Annotated in this window: 21 protein-coding genes, 2 tRNA genes and 1 pseudogene; 12 read left to right on the top strand and 12 right to left on the bottom strand. The window is 65.4% G+C overall.

All coding sequences use genetic code 11. From position 1 onward, the window contains the following. Window positions 1-14: 14 nt before the first annotated feature. The 4 genes from soxB (at window position 15) to AB7F10_RS05080 (ending at window position 4,819) form a co-directional block, all read left to right on the top strand. Entirely contained in the window at window positions 15-1,706 is a 1,692-nt protein-coding gene (soxB, locus tag AB7F10_RS05065) for a thiosulfohydrolase SoxB (protein ID WP_428564830.1), read from the top strand. A gap of 67 nt (window positions 1,707-1,773) precedes the next feature. Further along, a complete protein-coding gene (gene soxC, locus AB7F10_RS05070; protein WP_428564828.1) occupies window positions 1,774-3,075 on the top strand; it encodes a sulfite dehydrogenase in 1,302 nt (433 codons plus the stop codon). After that, on the top strand, window positions 3,059-3,748 hold the full coding sequence (locus AB7F10_RS05075; protein ID WP_428564825.1) for a c-type cytochrome: 690 nt from the start codon (window positions 3,059-3,061) through the stop codon (window positions 3,746-3,748). The genes soxC and AB7F10_RS05075 overlap by 17 nt, the downstream gene beginning before the upstream one ends. Window positions 3,749-3,832: 84 nt before the next feature. Next, the gene (locus AB7F10_RS05080; protein WP_428564822.1) at window positions 3,833-4,819 is read left to right on the top strand and encodes an ABC transporter substrate-binding protein; all 987 of its coding nucleotides are present in this window, start codon (window positions 3,833-3,835) and stop codon (window positions 4,817-4,819) included. A gap of 68 nt (window positions 4,820-4,887) precedes the next feature. Here AB7F10_RS05080 and AB7F10_RS05085 read toward each other — a convergent pair whose 3' ends face one another. The 6 genes and pseudogenes from AB7F10_RS05085 to AB7F10_RS05110 all read right to left on the bottom strand — a co-directional run. Next, window positions 4,888-5,856, bottom strand: a complete 969-nt coding sequence (locus tag AB7F10_RS05085; RefSeq protein WP_428564819.1) for an ABC transporter substrate-binding protein — start codon at window positions 5,854-5,856, stop codon at window positions 4,888-4,890. A 35-nt stretch (window positions 5,857-5,891) separates the two neighbouring features. After that, window positions 5,892-6,686: an ABC transporter permease gene (locus AB7F10_RS05090; RefSeq protein ID WP_428564816.1), complete on the bottom strand. Its 795-nt coding sequence runs from the start codon at window positions 6,684-6,686 to the stop codon at window positions 5,892-5,894. After that, window positions 6,665-7,435 carry an ABC transporter permease gene (locus AB7F10_RS05095; RefSeq protein WP_428564813.1) on the bottom strand — a complete coding sequence of 257 codons (771 nt, stop codon included), beginning with the start codon at window positions 7,433-7,435 and terminating at the stop codon, window positions 6,665-6,667. Before AB7F10_RS05095 ends, AB7F10_RS05090 begins: the two co-directional genes overlap by 22 nt. Next, the gene (locus AB7F10_RS05100) at window positions 7,435-8,274 is read right to left on the bottom strand and encodes an ABC transporter ATP-binding protein (RefSeq protein WP_428564810.1); all 840 of its coding nucleotides are present in this window, start codon (window positions 8,272-8,274) and stop codon (window positions 7,435-7,437) included. The genes AB7F10_RS05095 and AB7F10_RS05100 overlap by 1 nt, the downstream gene beginning before the upstream one ends. Window positions 8,275-8,282: 8 nt before the next feature. After that, window positions 8,283-9,518 carry a thiamine pyrophosphate-dependent enzyme gene (locus tag AB7F10_RS05105; RefSeq protein WP_428587125.1) on the bottom strand — a complete coding sequence of 412 codons (1,236 nt, stop codon included), beginning with the start codon at window positions 9,516-9,518 and terminating at the stop codon, window positions 8,283-8,285. A 192-nt stretch (window positions 9,519-9,710) separates the two neighbouring features. After that, window positions 9,711-10,079: pseudogene (locus AB7F10_RS05110) on the bottom strand (thiamine pyrophosphate-binding protein); the annotation flags it as partial. 132 nt (window positions 10,080-10,211) lie between these two features. Here AB7F10_RS05110 and AB7F10_RS05115 point away from each other — a divergent pair. After that, window positions 10,212-11,165 carry a LysR family transcriptional regulator gene (locus AB7F10_RS05115; RefSeq protein WP_428562962.1) on the top strand — a complete coding sequence of 318 codons (954 nt, stop codon included), beginning with the start codon at window positions 10,212-10,214 and terminating at the stop codon, window positions 11,163-11,165. A gap of 10 nt (window positions 11,166-11,175) precedes the next feature. Here the strand turns inward: AB7F10_RS05115 and AB7F10_RS05120 are convergent, their stop codons facing one another. The 3 genes from AB7F10_RS05120 to efp form a co-directional block, all read right to left on the bottom strand. Continuing rightward, window positions 11,176-12,420, bottom strand: coding sequence for a lytic murein transglycosylase (locus AB7F10_RS05120; RefSeq protein ID WP_428562960.1), 1,245 nt, complete (start codon window positions 12,418-12,420; stop codon window positions 11,176-11,178). 81 nt (window positions 12,421-12,501) lie between these two features. Continuing rightward, window positions 12,502-14,208 carry a M23 family metallopeptidase gene (locus AB7F10_RS05125; RefSeq protein WP_428562958.1) on the bottom strand — a complete coding sequence of 569 codons (1,707 nt, stop codon included), beginning with the start codon at window positions 14,206-14,208 and terminating at the stop codon, window positions 12,502-12,504. A gap of 154 nt (window positions 14,209-14,362) precedes the next feature. Then, window positions 14,363-14,929, bottom strand: coding sequence for an elongation factor P (gene efp / locus AB7F10_RS05130; protein ID WP_428562956.1), 567 nt, complete (start codon window positions 14,927-14,929; stop codon window positions 14,363-14,365). Between the two features lie 137 nt (window positions 14,930-15,066). Between efp and epmA the strand changes: the two genes are divergently transcribed. Both epmA and AB7F10_RS05140 read left to right on the top strand, forming a co-directional pair. Next, window positions 15,067-16,131 carry an EF-P lysine aminoacylase EpmA gene (epmA, locus tag AB7F10_RS05135; RefSeq protein ID WP_428562954.1) on the top strand — a complete coding sequence of 355 codons (1,065 nt, stop codon included), beginning with the start codon at window positions 15,067-15,069 and terminating at the stop codon, window positions 16,129-16,131. Further along, on the top strand, window positions 16,128-17,186 hold the full coding sequence (locus AB7F10_RS05140; RefSeq protein ID WP_428562952.1) for a lysine-2,3-aminomutase-like protein: 1,059 nt from the start codon (window positions 16,128-16,130) through the stop codon (window positions 17,184-17,186). Before epmA ends, AB7F10_RS05140 begins: the two co-directional genes overlap by 4 nt. A gap of 1 nt (window position 17,187) precedes the next feature. On the opposite strand, the gene AB7F10_RS05145 is transcribed toward AB7F10_RS05140, so the two are convergent. The 3 genes from AB7F10_RS05145 to AB7F10_RS05155 all read right to left on the bottom strand — a co-directional run bounded on the left by AB7F10_RS05145 (window position 17,188) and on the right by AB7F10_RS05155 (window position 18,291). Continuing rightward, entirely contained in the window at window positions 17,188-17,322 is a 135-nt protein-coding gene (locus AB7F10_RS05145) for a hypothetical protein (protein WP_428562950.1), read from the bottom strand. Between the two features lie 345 nt (window positions 17,323-17,667). Then, window positions 17,668-17,743: transfer RNA gene (locus tag AB7F10_RS05150), tRNA-Glu, on the bottom strand. A 92-nt stretch (window positions 17,744-17,835) separates the two neighbouring features. Beyond that, a complete protein-coding gene (locus AB7F10_RS05155) occupies window positions 17,836-18,291 on the bottom strand; it encodes a VOC family protein (RefSeq protein ID WP_428562948.1) in 456 nt (151 codons plus the stop codon). A gap of 37 nt (window positions 18,292-18,328) precedes the next feature. Here AB7F10_RS05155 and AB7F10_RS05160 point away from each other — a divergent pair, with 37 nt between their 5' ends. From AB7F10_RS05160 to AB7F10_RS05180, 5 genes are all read left to right on the top strand, one after another. Beyond that, window positions 18,329-19,090, top strand: coding sequence for an SIR2 family NAD-dependent protein deacylase (locus tag AB7F10_RS05160; protein ID WP_428562946.1), 762 nt, complete (start codon window positions 18,329-18,331; stop codon window positions 19,088-19,090). A gap of 169 nt (window positions 19,091-19,259) precedes the next feature. Beyond that, on the top strand, window positions 19,260-19,862 hold the full coding sequence (locus tag AB7F10_RS05165; protein ID WP_428562944.1) for a cold-shock protein: 603 nt from the start codon (window positions 19,260-19,262) through the stop codon (window positions 19,860-19,862). A gap of 94 nt (window positions 19,863-19,956) precedes the next feature. Continuing rightward, window positions 19,957-20,424, top strand: coding sequence for a DUF192 domain-containing protein (locus AB7F10_RS05170; protein WP_428562942.1), 468 nt, complete (start codon window positions 19,957-19,959; stop codon window positions 20,422-20,424). An 80-nt stretch (window positions 20,425-20,504) separates the two neighbouring features. Next, window positions 20,505-20,581: transfer RNA gene (locus AB7F10_RS05175), tRNA-Pro, on the top strand. Window positions 20,582-20,931: 350 nt separating this feature from the next. Beyond that, window positions 20,932-22,104 (top strand): tyrosine-type recombinase/integrase, encoded by a 1,173-nt coding sequence (locus AB7F10_RS05180; protein WP_428562940.1) that lies wholly within the window; start codon window positions 20,932-20,934, stop codon window positions 22,102-22,104. Window positions 22,105-22,420: the final 316 nt, after the last annotated feature.

The raw sequence follows: 22,420 nt of genomic DNA on the forward strand, positions 1-22,420 counted from the left end.
AGATCGTTGTCGGCATGATAACGCGCCGTGAAGCGTTGCAGGTTGGTGCCGCGACCGCGGCGCTCGGACTGGGGTTCGGCGGCGGGTTCACCCGGGCGCTGGCGCAGCAGCGGCTGACGCAGAACGACCTCCTGAAGTTCGACACCGTCGGCAACGTCACGCTGCTGCATGTGACCGACATTCACGGCCAGCTTGTGCCGGTCTATTTCCGCGAACCGTCGATCAATATCGGCGTCGGCGAGGCGCGCGGCCGCCCGCCCCACGTCACCGGCACGGACTTCCTCAAGCGGTTCGGCATCTCCAAGAAGTCGGCGTCGGCCTATGCGCTGACCGATCAGGATTTTGCAGCGCTGGCCAAGAGCTACGGCCGGATCGGCGGACTCGACCGGCTCGCCACCGCGGTCAAGGCGGTGCGCGCGGAGCGTGGCGACAAGGTGCTGCTGCTCGACGGCGGCGACACCTGGCAGGGTTCGCTCGGCGCCAACCGCACCAAGGGCCAGGACATGGCCGACTGCATGGCGCTCCTGAAGCCGGACGCCATGACCGGCCACTGGGAGTTCACCTATGGCGAGCGCCGCGTCAAGGAACTGATCGACAAGCTCGGCTTCGCGTTCCTCGCGCTCAATATCCGCGACACGGAATGGAACGAGCCGGCCTTCACGCCCTACAAGATGTTCGAGCGGGGCGGGGTGAAGATCGCCGTACTCGGGCAGGCGTTCCCTTATACGCCGGTCGCCAATCCGCGCTGGATGATCCCGAAATGGTCGTTCGGCATTCGCGAGGACGACGTGCGCGCCAATGTCGAGAAGGTTCGCAAGGAGGGCGCGCAGCTCGTCGTTCTGCTGTCGCATAACGGCTTCGACGTCGACCGCAAGCTCGCGTCCCGCGTCGAGGGCATCGACGTCATCCTGACCGGCCACACCCATGATGCGCTGCCCGAGGCGATCAAGGTCGGCAAGACGCTGCTGATCGCGTCCGGCAGTCATGGCAAGTTCCTGTCGCGGCTCGATCTCGACGTGCAGGGCGGCGAGGTGAAGGCGTTCCGCTACAAGCTGATCCCGCTGTTCGCCGACGCGATCACGCCGGACCTCGAGATGACGGCGGCGGTCGCGAAGGCGCGCACGCCGTTCGCCGCCGAACTCGGCCGCGTCGTCGGTCACTCCAAATCACTGTTGTACCGGCGCGGCAATTTCAACGGCACTTTCGACGACGTGATCTGCGCGGCGCTGCTGAAGGAGCGCGACGCCGAGATCGCGCTGTCGCCGGGTTTCCGCTGGGGCACCAGCGTGCTGCCGAACCAGCCGATCACGGTCGAGGACATCCACAACGCGACCGCGATCACCTATCCGCAGGTCTACCGCATGGCGATGAGCGGGCAGCGGCTCAAGGATGTGCTGGAAGACGTCGCTGACAATCTGTTCAATCCCGACCCGTATTATCAGCAGGGCGGCGATATGGTGCGTTGCGGCGGGCTTGGCTACAGCATTGACGTGTCGAAGCCGGCCGGGCAGCGCATTTCCGGCATGACGCTCCTGAAAACCGGCAAGCCGGTCGATCCGGCCAAGGACTACACCGTCGCCGGCTGGGCGAGCGTCAACGAGGGCACGCAAGGCCCGCCGGTCTGGGACCTGGTCGAGCGCCATATCGCGCGGGCGAAGACGGTCGAAGTTACCCCCAATCGCAGCGTCAAAATCTCTGGCGTCTGACGCCGCCCTCAATTATATTCGTAAAAAAGAATATGATTGCGCGGCCGTCGGGCCGCCGGAGGGCGTCATGACGAAGGTCGATGACACGTCGAGTGGCAGGCCGCGCGGCAACGATGCCGCCGGCAAGGCGCGGACCTCGCGCCGCGGGTTTCTGGCAGGCGCGGCCGGACTGGCAGCGGCCGGCGCGGCCGCACCCGCGCTCGGCAATCCGAAAAACCAGCCGCCCAATGTCGCGGACTGGACCAAGGCGCTCGGCGACGGCGTCGCCACGCGGCCTTACGGCCATCCCTCGCAGTTCGAGAAGGAAGTCGTGCGCCGCGACGTGCAATGGCTCACCGCGAGCCGCGAGTCCTCGGTCAGCTTCACGCCGCTGCACGAGCTGGACGGCATCATCACGCCGAACGGGCTGTGCTTCGAGCGTCATCATTCCGGCATCGCCGAGGTCGATCCCGCCGACTACCGGCTGATGATCCACGGTCTCGTCGACAAGCCGCTGCTGTTTACCCTCGACGACCTCAAGCGGTTCCCGCGCGTCAACAAGATCTACTTCCTCGAATGTGCCGCCAATTCCGGCATGGAGTGGCGCGGCGCGCAGTTGAACGGCTGCCAGTATACCCACGGCATGGTCCATTGCGTGATGTATACCGGCGTGCCGCTGAAGGTTCTGCTGGAAGAGGCGGGGCTCAAGTCCAATGCGAAGTGGATCATGGCCGAGGGCGGCGACGCCGCGGCGATGAACCGTTCGGTGCCGATGGCCAAGGCGCTCGAGGATTGCATCGTCGCCTACCGCATGAACGGCGAGATGCTGAGGCCGGAGAACGGCTATCCGGCGCGCCTCGTGGTGCCGGGCTGGGAAGGCAATATGTGGGTGAAGTGGCTGCGCCGCATCAAGGTCGGCGACGAGCCGTGGTTCACCCGCGAGGAGACCTCGAAATACACCGACCTGCTGGAGAGCGGGAAGGCGCGGCAGTTCACCTGGGTGATGGACGCCAAGTCCGTCATCACCTCGCCGTCGCCGCAGGTAGCGAAGGTGAGGAAGGGCTTCACGATCGTCTCGGGGCTTGCGTGGTCCGGTCGCGGCACGGTGAAGCGCGTCGACGTCTCGCTCGACGGCGGCCGCAACTGGCGCGAGGCGCGCATCGACGGCCCGGTGTTCGACAAGGCCTGCGTGCGTTTCTATTACGAGTTCGACTGGAACGGCCAGCCGCTGCTGCTGCAGTCGCGCGCCATCGATTCCACCGGCTACGTGCAGCCGAGCAAGGACGACCTGCGCAAGGTGCGCGGCGTCAACTCGATCTACCACAACAACGGCATCCAGACCTGGCATGTGAAGGCGGACGGGGAGGTCGAGAATGTCGAAGTCGGCTAGGTCTCTCCTCATCGCCGGCGTAGCGGTCGCGGCGCTCGCCGGCGCGGCGATCGCGCAAGGCGCCAAACCTTCTCAAAAGGCTCATCACTACGGCATCGGCACCGCGGCGACGCCGGAGCAGATCGCCGGCTGGAACATCGACGTGCGGCCGGACGGCGAGGGCGCGCCTCCGGGCAAGGGTTCGGTCAAGGACGGCGAGGCGATCTATCTGGAACGCTGCGCGGCCTGTCACGGCGAATTCGGCGAGAGCGCAGGCCGCTGGCCGCAACTCGCGCAGGGCAAGGGCACCTTGTCGACGCACGATCCGGTCAAGACGGTCGGCTCGTATTTTCCGTACCTGTCGAGCGTGTTCGACTATATCCGCCGCGCCATGCCGTTCGGCGATGCGCAGTCGCTGACCAATGACGAGCTTTATGCCGTCGTCGCCTATGTGCTGAACCTCAACGACATCGTCGACGACAAGTTCGTGCTGTCGAAGGAGACCTGGAACAAGGTCAAGATGCCGAACCAGGCCGGCTTCGTCGACGACGACCGCGAGAAGACCGAAAAGGCGTTCTGGAACGCCAAGCCCTGCATGAGCGATTGTCGGCCGCCGGTGAAGATCACCGGCCGCGCCGCGGTGATCGACGTCACGCCGGACGAGAAGACCCAGCGCCGCGGCGGCGTGGAATAGGCGGCCTGCCCAATCGCGTTTTGATTTGGCGCGCCGTTTCGCCTAAGACGGGTGGTGAAGCAACACCACGCCGGACTTCGCCTTATGAGCAAACTCACGCTTTCCGTCGCCGTTGGACCTTATGACCGCACCCGCGCACTGATCGACGGCTCGGTCGCCATCGACGGCGTCAACGCCGTCTGCATGACGCTGTCGCCGGAAGAGATATTTTTCCGCGCTTTTCGCCATGCGGAATTCGACATCTGCGAGCTGTCGCTGTCGAGCTTCACGGTCAAGACCGCGCAGGGCAACCCGCCTTACGTCGGCGTGCCGGCCTTCGTGTCGCGGGCGTTCCGTCATACCGCGATCTATGTGCGAACCGACCGCATCAAGAAGCCGGAAGACCTCAAGGGCAAGAAGGTCGGCGTGCCGGAATATCAGCTCACGGCGAACGTCTGGGCGCGCGCGATCCTCGAGGACGATTACGGCGTCAAGCCGTCGGACATTCATTGGGTGCGCGGCGGCATCGAGCATGCCGGGCGGCCGGAAAAGATCACCATCAACCTGCCGAAGGACGTGAAGCTCACCGACGCGCCGCCGGACAAGTCGATTTCACAGTTGCTGGCCGAGGGCGAGATCGACGGCTTCATCGCGCCGCGTCCGCCGGCGATCCCCGGCGGTCATCCGAATGTCGGCTGGTTGTTTCCGGACCCGGTCGCGGCGGCCAAGGACTATTTCAAGCGCACCGGCATCTTCCCGATCATGCATCTGGTCGGCGTGCGCCGGGAACTGGCCGAGCAGCACCCCTGGCTGCCCGGCGCGGTGTTCAAGGCCTTCGAACAGTCGAAGGCGGCGGCGCTGGAACTGCTGTCCGACACCTCCGCGACCAAGGTGACGCTGCCTTTCGTCGAGGAGCGGCTGACCGAGGCGCGCACCACGATGGGTGAGGACTTCTGGCCTTACGGGGTCGAGGCGAGCCGCAAGACGCTGGAGAGCTTTCTCAAGCATCACCACGCGCAGGGGCTGTCGTCACGGCTGGTGAAGCCGGAAGAACTGTTCCATCCGGGCACGCTGGAAGCCTTCAAGATCTGAGCGGCATCTGGAAACGAAAACGCCGCGGCGCGCGGGGCCGCGGCGTTCGCTTTTGGGTGCGGGCGGCCTTACTGCACGGCCTTGATCTGGATCATGTCGTCGACCTGCTCCTTGGTGAGCGCTTTCGGCGCGTATTTCAGCGTCACCGCGTCCTTGAGGAGATCGTCGAGGCCCTTGATCTCGCTCAACTGCATCAGCGACTTCGGGAAGAATTCGTCGCGCACGCGCCTGGCCATGTCCGGGGTGATCTTGGCGAACTCCGCATAGTCGGCGAGCACCTTCGGATCGCTGGAATACATGTAGTCGATGGATTCCTTGTAGGCGGTCATGAAGCGCTTGAGCACGTCGCGGCGGTTCTTCAGCGAATCCGCATTGGCGATGAGGGTGCGGATGGTCTGCCCGCCGATGATCTTGGTGTCGCCGCCGCGGCCGACCAGGCGGATCTTGCCTTCCTGAATCTCCTTGAGGCCGAAGGGTGGTGCAGCCCAGCCGATGTCGACCTGGCCGCTCATCACCGTGGTCAGCGTGGCGGGCGGGCTGCCGGTCGCGGTCGGCTTCACGTCGAGGCCGTATTCCTTGACGAAGGCGAGCACCATCGAGTGGGTCGAGGAGCCGTTGGTCGAATAGGCGATCGTCTTGCCCTTGGCGGAGGCGGCGTCCGTCAGCATCTTCACGCTGGAGTCGTTCTTGACGTACCAGTAGTCGGCCGCGCCGGTCGCTTCCGCGGCGATGATGCGGATCGGCGCGCCCTTGGCGTAGTAGCCGATGGCGCCGAGCGTGCCGACGGCAATGCCGATATCGACGTTGCCGGACACCACCGGCTGCACGGTTTCGCCGCTGCCCCGCGTGTAGACGATTTCGAGCGCGATGCCGTGCTTCTTGAAGATGCCGGCCTTGTCGCCGAGATGGGTGACCGCGGTATCCCAGTTGCCGCGCTGGCCGACGGTCATCTTGACGAGGTCGTCGGCGGCCGCGGGCGCGGCGAGGCCGACGACGGCTGCCGCAACAAGCGCGGCGACGCCGGAAATGTGCTTCATCGTTGTCCTCCCTGTTCTGGTCGCTTCGGTCGAGATCAGCTGCGGCGCACGCTTTCGATGCCGCCGGCCTTGCCGATCAGCGCGTTGACGCCGATCGCCAACACGAACAGCACGATGAGGTTGGCGTACATCCGCGGCATGTCGAAAATCGCGTAGGCCTGGATGATGAGAAAGCCGATGCCCTGGTTGGAGAGCTTTGTTTCCGCTAGCAGGGTGCCGATCAGCGCGACGCCGAAGCCGATCCTCAGCCCATTGATGATCGGATGGCGCATCGCCGGCAGATAGATTTTCATCACCATCTGCCAGGTGTTGGCGCGGAAGCTGCGGCCGACGCGGATCAGGACCTTGTCGATCTCGCGCATGCCGGCGGCGACCGAGAGCGCCACGGGGAAGAAGCAAGACAGCGTGCCGAGCGCGATCTTGGAGCCGGGGCCGACGCCGAACCACATGATCATGATCGGAAAGAAGATGATCTTCGGCGTGGGCCCGAGATAATAGAGGAACGACTCGTAGGCTTTCGACAGAAAGCGGTTGGCGCCGAGCGCCAGCCCGACGACCATGCCGGCGACGCCGCCGATCGCCATCGCGACGGCGATCTCGCCGGAGGTGACGGCGAGGTGGCGGTAATATTCCGGCGTCGACAGCAGGTCGACGAGCGCCGCGCCGATCGACAGCAACGAAGGGACGACGTCGCGATAGAGCCAGCCGGAACGCGCCAGCACCTCCCAGACCAGCAGCGTGATCAGCACAATGGCGATCCGCAGCAGGGTGACGGCCCCCATCGGCGACGCAGGCGCTGCGGTGCGGGTCAGTCGACCGGTCTCAGCCATCGTTCCGCCTTTTCGATCGACATGAAAAACAACACGCTGACCAGGATCACGAAGCAGATCGCGGCATAGGTGCCGCCGAGGTCGTAGCGTTCGGCAAGCTCGTTGATCAGCTGGCCGAGCCCGCCGAAATTGATCAGGAATTCGACGCCGACCACGTTGATCAGCGCGAAGATGAGACCGAGCCGCACGCCGGTGAAGATCGTCGGGAGCGCTGCGGGAAACTGAATCTTCCAGAACATCTGCATCGGCGTCAGGTTGAAACTGCGGCCGACATTGAGCAGCACCTTGCGGGTGCCGGAGATGCCCTCGATGGTCTTCAGGATCACCGGCGGCAACGCGGCGACGAAGCCCATCATGATGATGGTCCACATGTTGCGGCCGAAGATCACCATGAACAGCGGATAGGCGAGCACGACCGGCGCCGCCGCCATCGCCGCAACCCAGGTCTCGCAGGCACGGCGGAGCAGACTGTAGCGCTCCATGATGACGCCGCCGGCGACGCCGAACACGATCAGCATCACGCTGGCGATCAGGCACTCGCGCGCGGTGAAGAAGAAGCGTCCGATCACACCTTCCTCGACGATGATGCGCTCGAAGCTTTCGAGGATTTCCGAGGGCGGCGGAACGATGAAGCGGCTGATGGCGCCGCTCTGGATCAGGATCTCGAGGATGACGAAGAAAATCAGCAGCGAGCCGATGCCGACCGCGGCGGGCGCAAAGCGATTCCGGCTCAGGCCGCCCCTCGCCATCAGGCGGCTCCGGCGTTCTGGCGGGCGTGGGCTTCCTCGTCGTTGAGGCCGCGGCTCGCTTCCTCGCGCAGGTCGTTCCAGATTTCCGCGACATAGCGGCCGAAAGCGTCGCTACCGACGATCTCCGAAGAGCGCGGCCGCGGTAGCTTGATGTCGACGACGCGCTTCAGCTTGCCGGGGCGGTAGGTCATCACCAGGATGCGGTCCGACATCTGCACCGCTTCCGTGATGTTGTGGGTGATGAGCAGCGTGGTCTGGTTCAGCTGCTGCTGGATCTGTAGCACCTTGTCGCCGAGCAGAAGGCGCGTCTGCTCGTCGAGCGCTGCGAAGGGCTCGTCCATCAGCAGGATTTTCGGCTCGGAGGCAAGGGTGCGGGCGAGCGACACGCGCTGGCGCATGCCGCCGGACAGTTCGCCGGGATAGCGGTTCTCGAAGCCGTCGAGACCGACCATCGCGATGAAATGCCGCGCGCGCTCCATGCGTTCGGCCTTGGCCATGCCGGTCAGTTCGAGCGGGAACGCGACGTTGTCCTTGACCGTGCGCCAGGGGAAGGTCGACTCCTCCTGGAACACCATGCCGATCGACTTGTGCGGGCCGTTGATCGTCTCGCCGGCAACCTGCACCGTGCCGGCGTGGTTCGACAGCAGTCCGCCGATGACGTTGAACACCGTCGACTTGCCGCAGCCGGACGGCCCGATCACCGAAATGAATTCGCCGGGCGCGACATTGAACGAGACGTCGTCGACGGCGACCACCGGCCCGTCCGGGGTCTCGAACTGGACGGCGATGTGCTCGACGGTGAGGACGGGATTGGCGGTTGCGGACGATGTTGCGGTCATGGCTCGTGTCACTCGCTTTTCCGGGTCATGACGGCGGTGGTTGCGGCACTGTAGCCCGGTTCGACCCAAACATCGACCACGGCGACGTGGCCCGCTTCGACCGCGGCGATGGCCTTGGCGAAGGTCGCCGCAAGATCGCCGATCGCCTTGACGGGGCCGAAGGCTTGCGCGCCCTGCGCGCGCGCCATCGCGGCGAGGTCGATATCGGGCTCGGAAATCCGCTGGCCGACCCAGCGGTTTTCGGCCGGACGGTTACGCATGCGGGCGACCCGCTCCTGATGCAGTTCGTCGTTGAAGAACGAGCGATTGTTGGCGACCACGATCAGCAGCGGGATGCGGTAATGCACCGCAGTCCACAGCGCGGTGACGCCCATCAGGAAATCGCCGTCACCACACACCGCGACCGGCATGCGGCCGGAACCTTTCAGCGCGAGTGCCGCGCCGACGGTGACGCCGGGGCCGGCGCCGATGCCGCCGCCGCCCTCGGTGCCGAGATAATCGAGCGGATGGCGGACCGACCAGGTTTCGGCGTTCCACGACAGCGAGCAGTGCGTCAGCGCGTTCGGCCGACTGCCGAGCGCATCGCGCAACGCGACCGCCAGATGGTCGACCATCAGCTTGTCGCCGGCGGGCATCGGCATGTTCGGTTTGCGCGCGGACGGCGTTGCGGCCTTGCCGGCCGGCAGCGCGGCGAGCAAAGCGGGTACCGCCATGTCGGGCTCGCAGGCGAGCATCACGTCGACCGGCGGCAGACCCTGATAGTCCATGCTCCAGCCGCGATGGATCAGGTGATCGACCGAGACCTGGATGATCCTGGCGCTCGTCGGGCCGATGTGTTTCAGCGTACCGGCGACATCGACCCAGTCGAGGCTGAGGATGACGTCGGCCTCCTTGAGCGCCGCGGCGGCGTCCGGCACCGGCGCGATCATCGACGGGCTGCCTGTGTGCAGCGGATGGTCGGTCGGGAAGGCGGCGGCGACCTTCAGGTCGGTGACGACGCGGGCGTTGAGCCGCTCGGCAAGCGCGATGCGCGCCGCCCAGGCCGCTTCGCTGCGCGAGACGCGGCCGGCGAGGATGACCGGACGCTTGGCGTCGCGCAGCAGCGCTACCGCTTTGTCGATCTGCTCGGGCGCAGCCGCCATCACGGCCGGCGGCATCATGCGGGCGGCATCGATGGGTGCGGGCTGCTCGGTGAGCTTCGCCTCCTGCATGCCGGCGTCGAGGTTGACGTAGGTCGGTCCCATCGGCGCGGTGTTGGCGATCCAGTTGGCGCGCAGCAGCGCCTCGGTCGCGGCTTGCGGCGAGGCCGGCTGGTCGTCCCATTTGGTGTAGTCGCGCACCAGCGCGCCCTGATCGCGCGCGGTGTGGATCCAGTCGATCCATGGACGGCGCTTGGCGGCGTCGACCGGACCGGTCGCGCCCAGGACCACCATCGGCGCGCGATCGCACCAGGCGTCGAAAATGCCCATCGCGGCGTGCATCAGCCCGACATTGGAGTGGACGGCGGCGAGCATCGCCTTGCCGGTCACCTTGGCGTAGCCGTGGGCGATGGCGATCGCGCTTTCTTCGTGCAGGCAGAGCAGCATCTGCGGCCGCGCGTTGCCGAGGTAGTTCACCAGGCTGTCGTGCAGGCCGCGGTAGCTCGCGCCGGGATTGAGGGCGATATAGGGGATATCGAGCGCGCGCAGCGCATCCGCGACCACGTCGCTGCCGAAGGCGGGCGCATTGACGCCGGCCGGAACGGGCCGGTCGATATCGCCGTCGACGGCCGGCGTGACGCCGGTCCCTTGCGCGCGGACTTGCATTCTTCCTCCCGGGCGGCGGCCGTTGCCTCAGGGCCGCTCATTCTTGGCTCGACTATAGGCGTTGATATTGGTGCAGAATAGCCGATAAATACGCACTAGATTGTTGCGTCAGAATTGACAATCGGGTGCCGAATGGACCGCTTCCGGGTGATGGAAAGCTTCGTGCGGGTGGTGCGGGCCGGCAGCTTCACGGTCGCCGCCAATCAGCTCGGCCTGTCGCGGGCGCTGCTGTCGCGCCACATCAACGACCTCGAGACGCGGCTCGGCGTCCGGCTTTTGAACCGCACCACGCGCTCGCTCAACCTGACGGAGGAGGGGCGCACCTATCTTGAGTTCTGCGAGCGTCTGTTCCGCGACGTCGAGGCGAGCGAGCGCGCCATTGTCGGCGCCAAGGCCGAGCCGGCCGGCGTGCTGCGGCTTGCGGCGCCGAAATCCTTCGGCACCGCGCATCTTGCCGATGCGATCATCGCCTTCGCCAAGCTGCATCCGCGGCTGCGGGTTTCGCTGTCGCACGAGAATGTCTCGCTGCGCGGCTCGCATTACTTCATCGAGCGTGGCCTCGATCTCGTGCTTTGCATCGCGCCGCGTTCGACGTCCGCGACCGTGGGCCGTGAAATCGCGATGCTCGACTGGACGACCTGTGCATCGCCGGACTATCTGGCGCGGGCCGGGCGCCCGGCGACGCCCGCCGATCTTGCCCGGCACGCCTGCCTCGTCCATCTCAATGCGTCGTCGAACGACTATGTCTGGCATTTCGAGAGCGGCAAGGGCGCGATGTCGGTCAAGGTGCCGGGCGTGTTTCATTCGAACAGCGCGCTGACCTTGCGCAAGGCCGCGGTGGCAGGGCTCGGCATCGCGCAGATACCGCACTATGCGGTGGCCGACGATCTCGAACGCGGACTGCTCGCGCCGGTGCTGCCGCGCCATCGCGTTCCGCCGCGTCCGCTGCTCGCGGTCTATCCGCAAACCGCATCGACGCCGCGCAAGGTCGAGGCCTTTGTCGATTTTCTGGCGGCCTGGATGGCGAGCGGCGAACTCGGCCGCAAGCCGGGCAAGGCGTTGCGGTCGATAAGGCTCGCCTCCTAACGGGAGATTGTTACGGCCCCTGACGCAGCCGCGCGAGCAGCTTCAGCCCGGCATAGCCATGCGGCGTCATGCCATTCTTCTTTTCATAGGCGATGATCGCCTTGACCGTATCGGAGCCGGTGCGGCCGTCGACGCCGTCGACCTTGTAGCCGTATTTGGCGAGCAGCCGCTGGATCTCCTTGACCTCGTCGAGCGTCGGCGGGCGCTCCCCGCCGGGGAATTCGGTCTTGAAGTGGCCACCGCCCTTGATGAGATCGCCGAGATGGACGAGCGCCAGCGTGTAGCTCGACGACGGATTGTAGGAGCGCACGGCGAAGAAGTTCTGCCCGACGAAGAACGCGGGTCCGCCCTTGACCGGCAGCCAGAGCTTGGCGCGGTGATTCGAATGAGGGAACGGCTTGCCGTCGGCGCGGGTGATGCCAAGCCTGTGCCACTGGGCATAAGTGCGCCAGGTGCGGTTGTTGGCAAGCCGCAGATGCGCGTGCGGAACTTTCGCCTCGTAACCCCAGGCCTCGCCGCGGCGGTATTTGCCGCGCTCGACCAGATATTTGCAGGTGCCGGCGAGGGCGTCCTCGGGGCCGAACGGATCGACCCGCTTGTCCTTGTTGTAGTCAACGCCGATGTTGAGCCACACCTCGGGCATCCACTGGGTGTGACCCATCGCGCCGGCCCAGGAACCGATCATCTTGTCGGGCGTCGACCAGCCGCGCTCGACGATCACCAGCGCGTTAAGCAGTTCCTTTTCCCAGTAACGGCGCCGGCGCGGTTCGCGCCACGCTAGGGCTGCGAGCGACGGGATCACCGGCCGCATGTATTTCGGATTGTCGATGACGTCGCCGAACGAGGACTCCATGCCCCACAGGCCGAGCAGCACATAGCGGTCGACGCCGTAGTCGTGTTCGAGGCGGTCGAACAGCGCCTTGTATTCCTCGGCGCGCTTCTTGCCGACGCTGACGCGCCATTCCGAGCAGCGGCGATTGATGTACTGCCACATCTCGACGGTGAATTCGGGCTGCTTCTTCTCGAACTCGAAGACGCTGGTGTCCGGCGTCACCGCGCCCATCACCCGGTCATAGGTTTTCTCGGAGATGCCGCGGCGAAGCGCGTGCGGGCGAAAGTCACGGACCCAGGCTTCGAACGAGGATCGGGCCCAGGAGGGGATCGGGAGCGCGAGATTGACGCCGGCCGCGAGCGACAGCGTCAGGAGGCGGCGGCGTGTCGGCGCAGTCAGCGCAAGTTCCGGAATCGATGTCATGCCAGGCATCTTAGGGGGCGAATATGGCCGGGCAATGCGGCCCGTGGCGGTGCCTGCGTTAATCACTAACGCGGGCGCATGCTATTCGGCGGCCTTCCGATGCCGCGATTTGCGCCGGACCTTGCGTTTCTTCGCCGCAGGCTTGGATTTGACCGAGGCGGTTAACTCCTGCGGTGTTTTGGAGTTGACGGCGAAGGCCGGCGTTTCGCTCGGCGGGCGATGGGCGACGAGCGGCGCGATGACGCCCTTGCGGGCGGCGGCCGGATCGCCGTCCTTGACCTCGGTGCCGCGCGCGCCGATCAGCCGCTCATAGGCGGCAACCAGTGTCATGTAGGGATTGACCCAGACCCAGCCGTCGCGCGTGAACACCTGCGTGTCGAAATGCAGGTGATACGAGGTGCCGTTCTCGTGGTCGCCGTAGTTCGAGAGCTTGCCGATCACTTCGCCCTGTTCGACCTTGCGGCCGGTGACGACCTCGTCGGCATCGAGACGCGACGGCGTCATGTGCAGATAACGAAACCGCACGCGGTCGTTCGCGGTGTTGACCGAGATATAGGCGGCGAGGTTGCCGGCCTTGCGCCAGATCATGCCGGAGCGCACGGCGACGACGTCCTGCTGGTAGGGCTCGCAGCGGTCGGCGCCTTCGTTGTTGAGCATGCAGTAAGAGCCGCGGATGTCCTGGCCCTGATGGCCCCAGCCGCCGGGGCATTGCCCGACCTGAGAGTCGCGGTATTCACAAAAGTTGTCGCGCCACGGATAGGAGAAATTGTCCGGCGCGGATTCGTCGAACACCAGCTTGCGGTCGTTGACCTTGCAGCGATAGGCGGCGCCTTTGCCGCGCATCCGGCCGACGACGCCCTTGTGGTAGCAGTCGCCCCACGGATTGAAGGACTGCGATTTGGCGAAGGCCGGGGCCTTGGCGATCGGAAAGCGGATTTGTGCATAGACATGACGGTCGGCACGGCCGCCCTTGTCGCGCCAGCCGGAATTCTCGATCAGATCGCCCGGCGCATAATAGGTGAAGGACTGCGACACCGTTTTCGGCCGTGCGAGATCGAGCGCCGGCGCCGGCATTCCGGATGGCGTACCGCCGGCGACCTTCAGCGTCGCGAGGAACCTGAGCGCGATCTTGTCGGCATCCTTGCAGGTGAGCCGCTTGGCGCGCGGCCGGCCGTCGAAACACTCGATCGAGACGACATAGGGCACGCCGAACCGCTCGAAGGCGTAACGCAGGTGCGCTTCGCGCAGGATGCGGCGAATGCCGGGGAAGGCGGCCTGCGCATCCTTGTCGCGCGGCTCGCCCGACCATTCGGCGATGCTCGGCCCGTCGATCTCGTAGACGAAGGCAGCGCCGGCGATCGCAACCTCGACCGGCTGCGCGAAGCGGACGTCGAGATCCTTGTGCTGCTTCGGATCGATGAAGAAGGTGGAGTCGTAACCGGCCGGGCCGGACTGAAAGAATGCGGACGGATCGAAGCCGTAGAAATAGGAGTTCGACGTTGCCAGACCGGCCTTGCCGGCGGCCTTGTCGCGCAGGATGGCGGCAAGATCGATCGGCAGCAGGACCGGCACTGTGCTGTTGCGAATGGCCGGCAAGCGCACCGCGACGGCATCGTTGATGAGCGCGAGGCCGTGTTCCGGCAGCGGCACGGATTTCGTGGCGTCGTCGAGGGCGGCGCGCCAGTCCACCGTCATCACGGTGACGCGCGGCGGTTCCATCTCCTGCGCTGCCGCCGCCGACGAGACGAGCAGCAGCGCGCCGAAGGCCGCGTGTTGAAGATGTTTCAAGCCCAACGCAGGCTCCCCTCGCACATGCGGCCGACGTTATCGCCGTGAGGATGGCGATGCCAAGCCGGTGGCCTGCAAGCGAGCCGCAAAATCGCACGATTTTGTGGAATCCGGGCCGCCGCCGGCGCGGCAAACGGTCCCGTCGGCGCGCCGGTCAGTCCTTGGCGCGCTCGACATAGGCGCCGTCGGCGGTCATCACGACGACGCGGGTGCCGGCGACGATGTGGGTCGGCACCATGGTGCGCACGCCGTTCGACAGCATCGCCGGCTTGAACGAGCCGGACGCGGTCTGGCCCTTCACCACCGGCTCGGTCTCGGTGATCTCGAGCGTCACCTTCTGCGGCAGCTCGATGGCGACGGCGGTGCCCTCGTGCATGGAGAGCTTCACGACCATGTTTTCCTGCAGGTAGGCTGACTGATCGCCGATGATGTCGGCAGGCAGCGTGGTCTGCTCGTAATTTTCCTGGTTCATGAAGTGGAAGCCGTCGCCGTCCTGATAGAGGTACTGGAACTCGCTGTCCTCGATATGGGCGCGCTCGACCTGGTCGGTGGTCTTGTAACGCTGCGAGGTCTTCACGCCGTCCGAAATCCGGCGCATATCGACCTGCGTGGTCGGCGTACCCTTGCCGGGGTGGAAGTTTTCGGCGGTGAGGACGACATAGAGTTTGCCGTCGATATCGACGACATTGCCCTTGCGGAGGGAACTGGCGATGACTTTCACGAGAGCGTTTCCTGATCGGGGTGCGGCGGGAAGCCGCGGATTCGGGCCGCACCTTACTGATCCTGCCGCCGGACGCCAGCCTTTCCGAGGGCCGCGCCGCGCGGCGCGTTAACCCCCCAATGAAGGGCCTGCCGGCGATGCCGCGTCCAAATTCGAGCCACCACGCCGACCGCCGGCCGGTTCTGCTGGCGCGGGGCCGCATCCAGGCGGCGATCCGGGGCTGGTTCGCGGAGACCGGTTTCGTCGAGGTCGAGACGCCGGCCCTGCAGGTCTCGCCCGGCAATGAGACGCATCTCCATGCCTTCGGAACCGACCTGATCGGGCCGGACGGCGCGAGGTCGCCGCGGTATTTGCGGACCTCGCCGGAATTCGCGGCCAAGACACTGCTCGCCGCCGGCGAGCCGCGGCTGTTCGAGTTCGCCCGCGTGTTCCGCAATCGCGAGCGCGGGCCGCTGCACCATCCCGAATTCACGATGCTGGAGTGGTATCGCGCTAGCGAGAGCTACGAGACGCTGATGGAGGATTGCGCGGCATTGCTCGCGGTGGCGGCGAAGGCCGCCGGCACGAGCCGCTTCACCCATCGCGACCGCAGCATCGATCCGTTCGCGGCGCCGGAGCGCATCACGGTCGCTGAAGCCTTTTCGCGCCATGCCGGTCTCGATTTGCTGGCGACGCTCGAGAAGAACAACGGCGGCGAGTTCGAAGGGAACAGATTGGCGCTCGCAAGCGCGGCCGCGCAGATGGATATCGCGGTGGCCGATGACGACAGCTGGGGCGACCTGTTCAGCAAGATCATGGCCGAGAAGGTCGAGCCGCATCTCGGCAAGGATCGCGCAGTCATCTTGTATGAGTATCCGATCCCGCAGGCGGCGCTGGCGCGGGCGAAGCCCGGCGAACCCCGCGTGTCGGAACGCTTCGAGCTTTATGCCTGCGGCGTCGAGCTCGCCAACGCCTTCGGCGAATTGACCGACCCGGCCGAGCAGCGCCGACGCTTCGAGGCGGCGATGGCCGAGAAGCAGCGCATCCACGGCGAGCGCTATCCGATCGACGAGGATTTTCTCGCCGCGCTATCCGAAATGCCGCCCGCGAGCGGCATCGCGCTCGGCTTCGACCGGCTGGCGATGCTGGCCACCGGCGCGCCACATATCGAGCATGTGCTATGGAGCAGCGTCGCCGCACCCGGCGCGGAACAGGATCGATGAGCACGAGCGTCCAGACACCGCAGGAGTTGATCGCGCTGGGCCTTGCGCAGCCCGGCGAGCGCGCGGCGCTCGAAGCGGTGGCGGAGCGTTACGCGGTCGCGATTTCTCCGACGATCCTCGGCCTGATCGACAAGGCCGATCCGGCCGATCCGATCGCGCGGCAGTTCGTGCCGAGCCCGGCGGAAATGGTGACCACCGCAGACGAGCGCGCCGACCCGATCGGCGATCATGCCCATTCGCCGGTCGAAGGCGTCGTGCATCGCTACCCCGACCGCGTGCTGTTGAAGCTGGTCAATGTCTGCGCGGTCTACTGCCGCTTCTGCTTCCGCCGCGAGATGGTCGGGCAGGGCGGGCCGGCGATGCTGTCGCCAGCGCAGTTCGACACGGCGTTCAATTACATCGCCGCGCGCCCGGAGATCTGGGAAGTCATCCTGACCGGCGGCGACCCGCTGGTGATGTCGCCGCGCCGGCTGCGCACCGTGATGGCGCGGCTCGGCACCATTCCGCATGTGAAGATCGTGCGTATCCATACCCGCGTGCCGACCGTCGAGCCGGAACGGGTTACACCGGCGCTTGTCGAAGCCTTGAAGGATTCTGGCAAGACCACCTATCTCGGGCTGCACGTCAATCACGCCCGCGAACTGTCGGCGGCCGCACGCGCGGCCTGCGCGCGGATCGTCGAGGCCGGCATTCCGATGGTGAGCCAGACCGTGCTGTTGAAGGGCGTCAACGATCGCGCCGATGTATTGGCCGATCTCATGCGCGCGCTGATCGAGTGCCGGGTCAAACCGTACTACCTGCATCACGGCGATCTCGCGCCGGGCACGTCGCACCTGCGCACCGACATTGCGACCGGTCAGGCGCTGATGCGGCAGCTGCAAGGGCGGCTGTCGGGCCTCGCGCTGCCCAGTTATGTGCTCGATATTCCCGGCGGCTATGGCAAGGCCCCGGCGGGCCCGGCTTATGTCACGGCGAATGGCGAGGCGGGACAGGTGACGGTGACCGACTTCAACGGTCGTGCGCACATCTATCCGCCGCGCGGGTCCGGCGTTTAAGTCAGATCGCCAGCAGGTCGATCAGAGCGGCGGCCAGCGCCAGGCTGACGAAACCGATGAACACCACGGCGACCACGGCGTGCCAGACGAAGGAGGCATCCCTTCGCAGGATCGAAACGACTTCGCGTGTATTCATGATGCCACGCTCCCAAATGGGACGTCCGCGGGACGATCGAATGGAACGATCGCCCGGCGATGCGGATCAAACGATAAGACGCGGCGCTGCGCGCGCCGAGGTCTCTTGGCGTAAAATCATGTCAAAGCTATGTGAGCGGCCGGCCTTGCCCCATGTGGGCAATTGTCCGTGAGGCGATATGCAGCACGCGGAGGAGCCGGTGATCCTGCATGGCCGCCTTGCAAGCAAAGCAGGATGGCTAGGTTTTGAGGCGGGACATTCGCATCAGCCCTGCTTCGCCGAGATTATCGCGGATAATGGCTTCGCAGGGCATCCTGCGCAGCTCGCTTCGCGAGCAAAGCAGGATGGCGCGCCCTACGGGAATCGAACCCGTGTTTCCGCCGTGAAAGGGCGGCGTCCTGGACCGCTAGACGAAGGGCGCTGAACAACGCCCAAGGGGGTTCCCCTGCGCGCCGGCGCGGCGAGGTATAAAGACGTTCGCCGCGAGCGGCAAGCGACCGAACCGGCCAAAACTCACCATTTTCCGGTGTTCGGCATCGATTTCCACGGCTCGGCGGCGGGAAGAGGCGCGCCTTTCTGCAGAAGCTCGACCGACTGGCGGTCCGGCGAACGCACGAAAGCCATGACGCCGTCGCGCGGCGGACGATTGATAGTGACGCCCGCCTTCATCAGGCGTTCGCATGTCTCATAAATATTGTCGACTTCGAAGGCGAGGTGGCCGAAGTGGCGGGCCTCGCCATAGTCCTCGCTGTCCCAGTTGTAGGTCAGCTCGAGGAGCGGCGCGTCGCGGCCGGCCTTCTTGCTGTCCTCGACCAGTTTCTCGTCGTCGGGTCCGGCGAGGAAAACGAGTGTGTAGCGATTTTTCTCGTCGACCCGCCGGCGGACTTCCTTGAGGCCAAGTTTGTTGCAATAAAAATCGAGCGCGGCGTCGAGGTCGCGGACGCGCAGCATGGTGTGAAGGTATCGCATCGATGAACTCCTCGCGAACGGCCGGAGTCCTATAGCAGTGATTGCCCCCGATCTCGACACGGCCGTGTCACGGCTGCGTGAGTTGCTCGACGAGGCGAGCCTCGTTCTGCCGTTCACCGGCGCCGGCATCTCGACTGAATGCGGCATCCCGGACTTCCGCTCGCCGGGCGGGCTGTGGACCAAGAACAAGCCGATCGACTTCGACGACTTCATGGCGAGCCGCGAGGCGCGCAACGAGTCCTGGCGGCGGCGTTTCGCGATCGACGCGCATTTTTCCGGCGCGGAACCCGGCCGCGGCCATCGCGCGCTGGCGACGCTCTACCGGACCGGCAAGGCGCCGGCGCTGGTGACGCAGAACATCGACAACCTGCACCAGAAATCCGGCATTGCGGCGGCCGACGTGATCGAATTGCACGGCAACACGACCTATGCGGGCTGTCTCGGCTGCGCCGCGCGCTACGAAATCGAGTGGGTTCGCGCGCGTTTTGCCGCCTCGGAGGAGGCTCCGGACTGCGAGCACTGCGGCGGCTTCATCAAGACCGCGACGATCTCGTTCGGGCAGGCGATGCCGACGCAGGCGATGCAGCGTGCCGAGGAACTGAGCCGCGCCTGCGACCTGTTTCTGGTCGTCGGCTCCTCGCTGGTGGTTTGGCCGGCGGCCGGATTGCCGTTGCTGGCAAAACGCAACGGCGCTGCACTCGTCATCGTCAATCGCGACGCCACCGAGTTCGACGAACTTGCCGATCTTGTGGTGCGACACGACATCGGCGACACGCTCGCACCGTTCGCCGCGCATTGATTCGACGCCGCCGTCGTCCGAATAGTCCTGTGCGCAAGCGGAATTTGCGCTTTGCGACCGAAGGGCGGGTGTTATCTTTATTCAAGAGATTCGGGGAAGCGCCCAGAAGAGGCGCCAAAACAACGGCGGCGCTTAGCGGTTAGCGCTTGGCGTTCAGCGCAAAACGGTCATGGCGTCGGACGGGATTGAGCCAAAAATGCCAGGGGCAATTCTTGGGCCGGGATCGGCCCGGGACCTCGCCGATGAAACGGCAACGGACCTCATCGAAATCTCGGGCGTGATCAAGTGGTTCGATGTCGCCAAGGGCTTTGGCTTCATCGTTCCCGACAACGGCATGCCCGACGTTCTCCTTCACGTCACCTGCCTGCGCCGCGACGGTTTCCAGACCGCCTATGAGGGCGCGCGGGTCGTCTGCGAGGTGATGAACCGCTCCAAGGGGCTGCAGGCGTTCCGGGTGGTGTCGATGGACGAGTCGACCGCGATCCACCCCGCGCAGATGCCGCCGCCGCGCACCCACGTCACGGTGACGCCGACCAGCGGTCTCGAGCGGGCCCAGGTCAAATGGTTCAACCGCCTGCGCGGCTTCGGCTTTCTGACCCGCGGCGAAGGCACCCCGGACATCTTCGTCCACATGGAGACGCTGCGCCGGTTCGGCATTGCCGAGCTGCGGCCGGGACAGACCGTGCTGGTCCGCTTCGGACCCGGACCGAAGGGCCTGATGGCCGCCGAGGTCCGGCCGGATGGCGGGCCGCTCAACTTCGCTGCCCACTAGGCGTTCCGATCACCGACATTCCTGCCGCACGCCGGGCATGGTTTGCGCCATTGCCCGCGCTGCGGCTTCGGCGTAAAGGCGGCGGATGCAGTCCATGATCCGCATATTGCTGTCCAAGACCGTGCTGCTGTTGGCGGTCGCCGGCCTGGTGTGGTCCGGCAACGGGCCGGCGCGGGCGGCCGAGCGGACCACGATCGAGATCGCCAGCCGGACCGGCGTTCATCTGTTTTCGGTCGAGTTCGTCGATAACGACAAGGACCGCGCGCAGGGCCTGATGTATCGCAAGAGCCTGCCCGAGGGGCAGGGCATGCTGTTCGACTTCGGCCGCGAGCAGGACGTCGCGATGTGGATGAAGAACACCTACATCCCGCTGGACATGATGTTCATCCGAGGCGACGGACGGATTCTGCGCATCGCCGAGAACACCACGCCGCTGTCGGAGCGGATCATCGCGTCGGGCGGGCCGGTCCGGGCCGTCCTCGAAGTCATCGGCGGCACGGCGCAGAAACTCGGCATCGCGCCGGGCGACCGGGTCGCGCATCCGATGTTCAGGGGCCGATAGCCAGCCCGAGTTGCCGCTGCGGGGCGAAGTGTGTAACCACGCCGAAGCCGAGCCGGGTGCGGCCTTTGTCCGGCGTCATTCGGGGTATAGCGCAGTCTGGTAGCGCGTCTGGTTTGGGACCAGAAGGTCGCAGGTTCGAATCCTGCTGCCCCGACCACGGCTCGGCCGATTCTGTTCTCAAGACGTCAGGCTATTCTGGCCGGCCGTAACGTGAAGCGGCCGCGCAGAAGCTTTTCGATGATGAAAATCCGGCCGGCATTGGCGCTGATTTTCCTCGCGCATCGCACGATGGAACAGCGCCAAAGCTTTGATATTTATTTATTAAACGAGCATACAGCCTGAAATAGATCAGACAGTACATAAAATATGATTTATGCTTGCTTTACTGCGATCATGACTTAGAAATTTATACAGAATTTATGTTTGAAACTGTCGTGTTTACGGAAACTTGTCGGTTTCAGACGGGGCTTTCGGTGAATTTCAATCACCGATCGATGGCTGGGACCGATGCCGACCGTTGTCTTGTCTGCAAGTTTCGTCAGGCATGCGTGCTGCCCCGAGGGGCGGCGCAAGGTCGATTTCTTCGATCAGGCCCAGCGCGGGTTCCTGCTCGAGGTTCGCGCGTCCGGCGGCAAGACATTCTATCAGCGCTATAGCGACGAACGCGGCCGCGAGCGCCAGTTCAAGATCGGCCCGGCCGACGTCCTCAATCTGGATCAGGCCCGCCGCAAGGCCCGGCAGGTGATGGCGGAAGCCATCATGGGCGATGATCCGCAGAAGAAACGCCGCGCGGCGCGCGCGGTGCCGATGCTCGCCCAGTTCGCGCGCGAGACCTATCTGCCTTACGTGCGCACCTACAAGAACAGCTGGATGACCGACGAGACGGTGCTGCGGATCCATATCCTGCCGGCGCTCGGCGCTCACGCGCTCGACGAAGTGACGACCGACGCCATCGCCGGCATCGTCAATCGGATGCGGGAGGAGGGCTATGCCTCCGGCACCATCAACCGCGTCATCGTCATCCTGCGCTACATGTACAATCTGGCGCGGCGCTGGAAGACGCCGGGCGTGACCGGCAATCCCGCAGCGGGCCTGAGCGCCGGACCGGACGTCCAGCGCAACCGCTTCCTCAGCGAGGAAGAAGCCGAACGGCTGGTGCGGGCGATCGAGGTCGACGAGAACAAGACGGCGGCCCGCGCGATCATGCTGCTGCTGCTGACCGGCGCGCGCCGCAACGAGGTGACGCAGGCGAAGTGGGATTACGTCGACTGGAAGAACCGCACCTTGCTGGTGCCGAAGTCGAAGTCCGGCCGCGCGCGCACCATCGCGCTCAACCAGTCCGCGATGGCGCTCTTGTCGTCGATGCCGCGCGAGGGCAACGCCTACATCTTCCCCTCGGAGGTCAACGGCAAGCCCTGCGCCTCGCTGTTCTTCCCGTGGGATCGCATCCGCACGCGCGCCGCGCTGCCCGATGTGCGGCTGCATGATCTCAGACATTCCTTCGCCAGCTTCCTCGTCAATCGTGGTGTGTCGCTTTACGTGGTGCAGGGCCTGCTCGGCCATCTGCATGCGCGCACGACGCAGCGCTACGCGCATCTGACGCAGGAAACGCTGATCGGCGCTGCCGATCTGATCCAGGACATCGTGCCGCTGCCGCGCGATACCGTCGCCATCGCCTGACGTTCCGTTTTCCGCCGTCTGCCGCGCGCAACTCTTTGCGCGCGCAGGCGCGTGTGCGCGTGTGACGTTCCGTCATTCATCGAAATTTTAGCCGGATTGACGATGCTCGATGCCGCGTCGATGCACGGTTTTGCGTGCGCGCAGCGGCCGCGTCCCAGACCATACCCACCGGAGAATGGCGAACGTCAAGCGAACGGCGGCCGAAAAGTTCGTGCGTTCAACGGTGTGGCCGTCCATGCGACCTAGAACGAGCCGAGATGCGCGGGTGAGGAACGCGCCGCGCTCGATTCCTGCGCGCGAGGGAAAGGCCCGTTTC

The organism is Pseudolabrys sp., from assembly GCF_050250095.1.
GTDB lineage: Bacteria > Pseudomonadota > Alphaproteobacteria > Rhizobiales > Xanthobacteraceae > Pseudolabrys.

What these genes read in the sequence shown, in the direction of transcription:
- AB7F10_RS05100 (WP_428564810.1), bottom strand. Translation starts at nt 8,274, where the DNA reads ATGACCGCAACATCGTCCGCAACCGCCAATCCCGTCCTCACCGTCGAG.
- AB7F10_RS05080 (WP_428564822.1), top strand. Translation starts at nt 3,833, where the DNA reads ATGAGCAAACTCACGCTTTCCGTCGCCGTTGGACCTTATGACCGCACC.
- soxB (WP_428564830.1), top strand. Translation starts at nt 15, where the DNA reads ATGATAACGCGCCGTGAAGCGTTGCAGGTTGGTGCCGCGACCGCGGCG.
- soxC (WP_428564828.1), top strand. Translation starts at nt 1,774, where the DNA reads ATGACGAAGGTCGATGACACGTCGAGTGGCAGGCCGCGCGGCAACGAT.
- AB7F10_RS05155 (WP_428562948.1), bottom strand. Translation starts at nt 18,291, where the DNA reads ATGCGATACCTTCACACCATGCTGCGCGTCCGCGACCTCGACGCCGCG.
- AB7F10_RS05180 (WP_428562940.1), top strand. Translation starts at nt 20,932, where the DNA reads ATGCCGACCGTTGTCTTGTCTGCAAGTTTCGTCAGGCATGCGTGCTGC.
- AB7F10_RS05120 (WP_428562960.1), bottom strand. Translation starts at nt 12,420, where the DNA reads ATGACATCGATTCCGGAACTTGCGCTGACTGCGCCGACACGCCGCCGC.
- AB7F10_RS05085 (WP_428564819.1), bottom strand. Translation starts at nt 5,856, where the DNA reads ATGAAGCACATTTCCGGCGTCGCCGCGCTTGTTGCGGCAGCCGTCGTC.
- AB7F10_RS05105 (WP_428587125.1), bottom strand. Translation starts at nt 9,518, where the DNA reads ATGGGACCGACCTACGTCAACCTCGACGCCGGCATGCAGGAGGCGAAG.
- AB7F10_RS05090 (WP_428564816.1), bottom strand. Translation starts at nt 6,686, where the DNA reads ATGGCTGAGACCGGTCGACTGACCCGCACCGCAGCGCCTGCGTCGCCG.
- AB7F10_RS05165 (WP_428562944.1), top strand. Translation starts at nt 19,260, where the DNA reads ATGGCGTCGGACGGGATTGAGCCAAAAATGCCAGGGGCAATTCTTGGG.
- AB7F10_RS05145 (WP_428562950.1), bottom strand. Translation starts at nt 17,322, where the DNA reads ATGAATACACGCGAAGTCGTTTCGATCCTGCGAAGGGATGCCTCCTTC.
- AB7F10_RS05170 (WP_428562942.1), top strand. Translation starts at nt 19,957, where the DNA reads ATGATCCGCATATTGCTGTCCAAGACCGTGCTGCTGTTGGCGGTCGCC.
- AB7F10_RS05075 (WP_428564825.1), top strand. Translation starts at nt 3,059, where the DNA reads ATGTCGAAGTCGGCTAGGTCTCTCCTCATCGCCGGCGTAGCGGTCGCG.
- AB7F10_RS05095 (WP_428564813.1), bottom strand. Translation starts at nt 7,435, where the DNA reads ATGGCGAGGGGCGGCCTGAGCCGGAATCGCTTTGCGCCCGCCGCGGTC.
- AB7F10_RS05140 (WP_428562952.1), top strand. Translation starts at nt 16,128, where the DNA reads ATGAGCACGAGCGTCCAGACACCGCAGGAGTTGATCGCGCTGGGCCTT.
- AB7F10_RS05115 (WP_428562962.1), top strand. Translation starts at nt 10,212, where the DNA reads ATGGACCGCTTCCGGGTGATGGAAAGCTTCGTGCGGGTGGTGCGGGCC.
- epmA (WP_428562954.1), top strand. Translation starts at nt 15,067, where the DNA reads ATGCCGCGTCCAAATTCGAGCCACCACGCCGACCGCCGGCCGGTTCTG.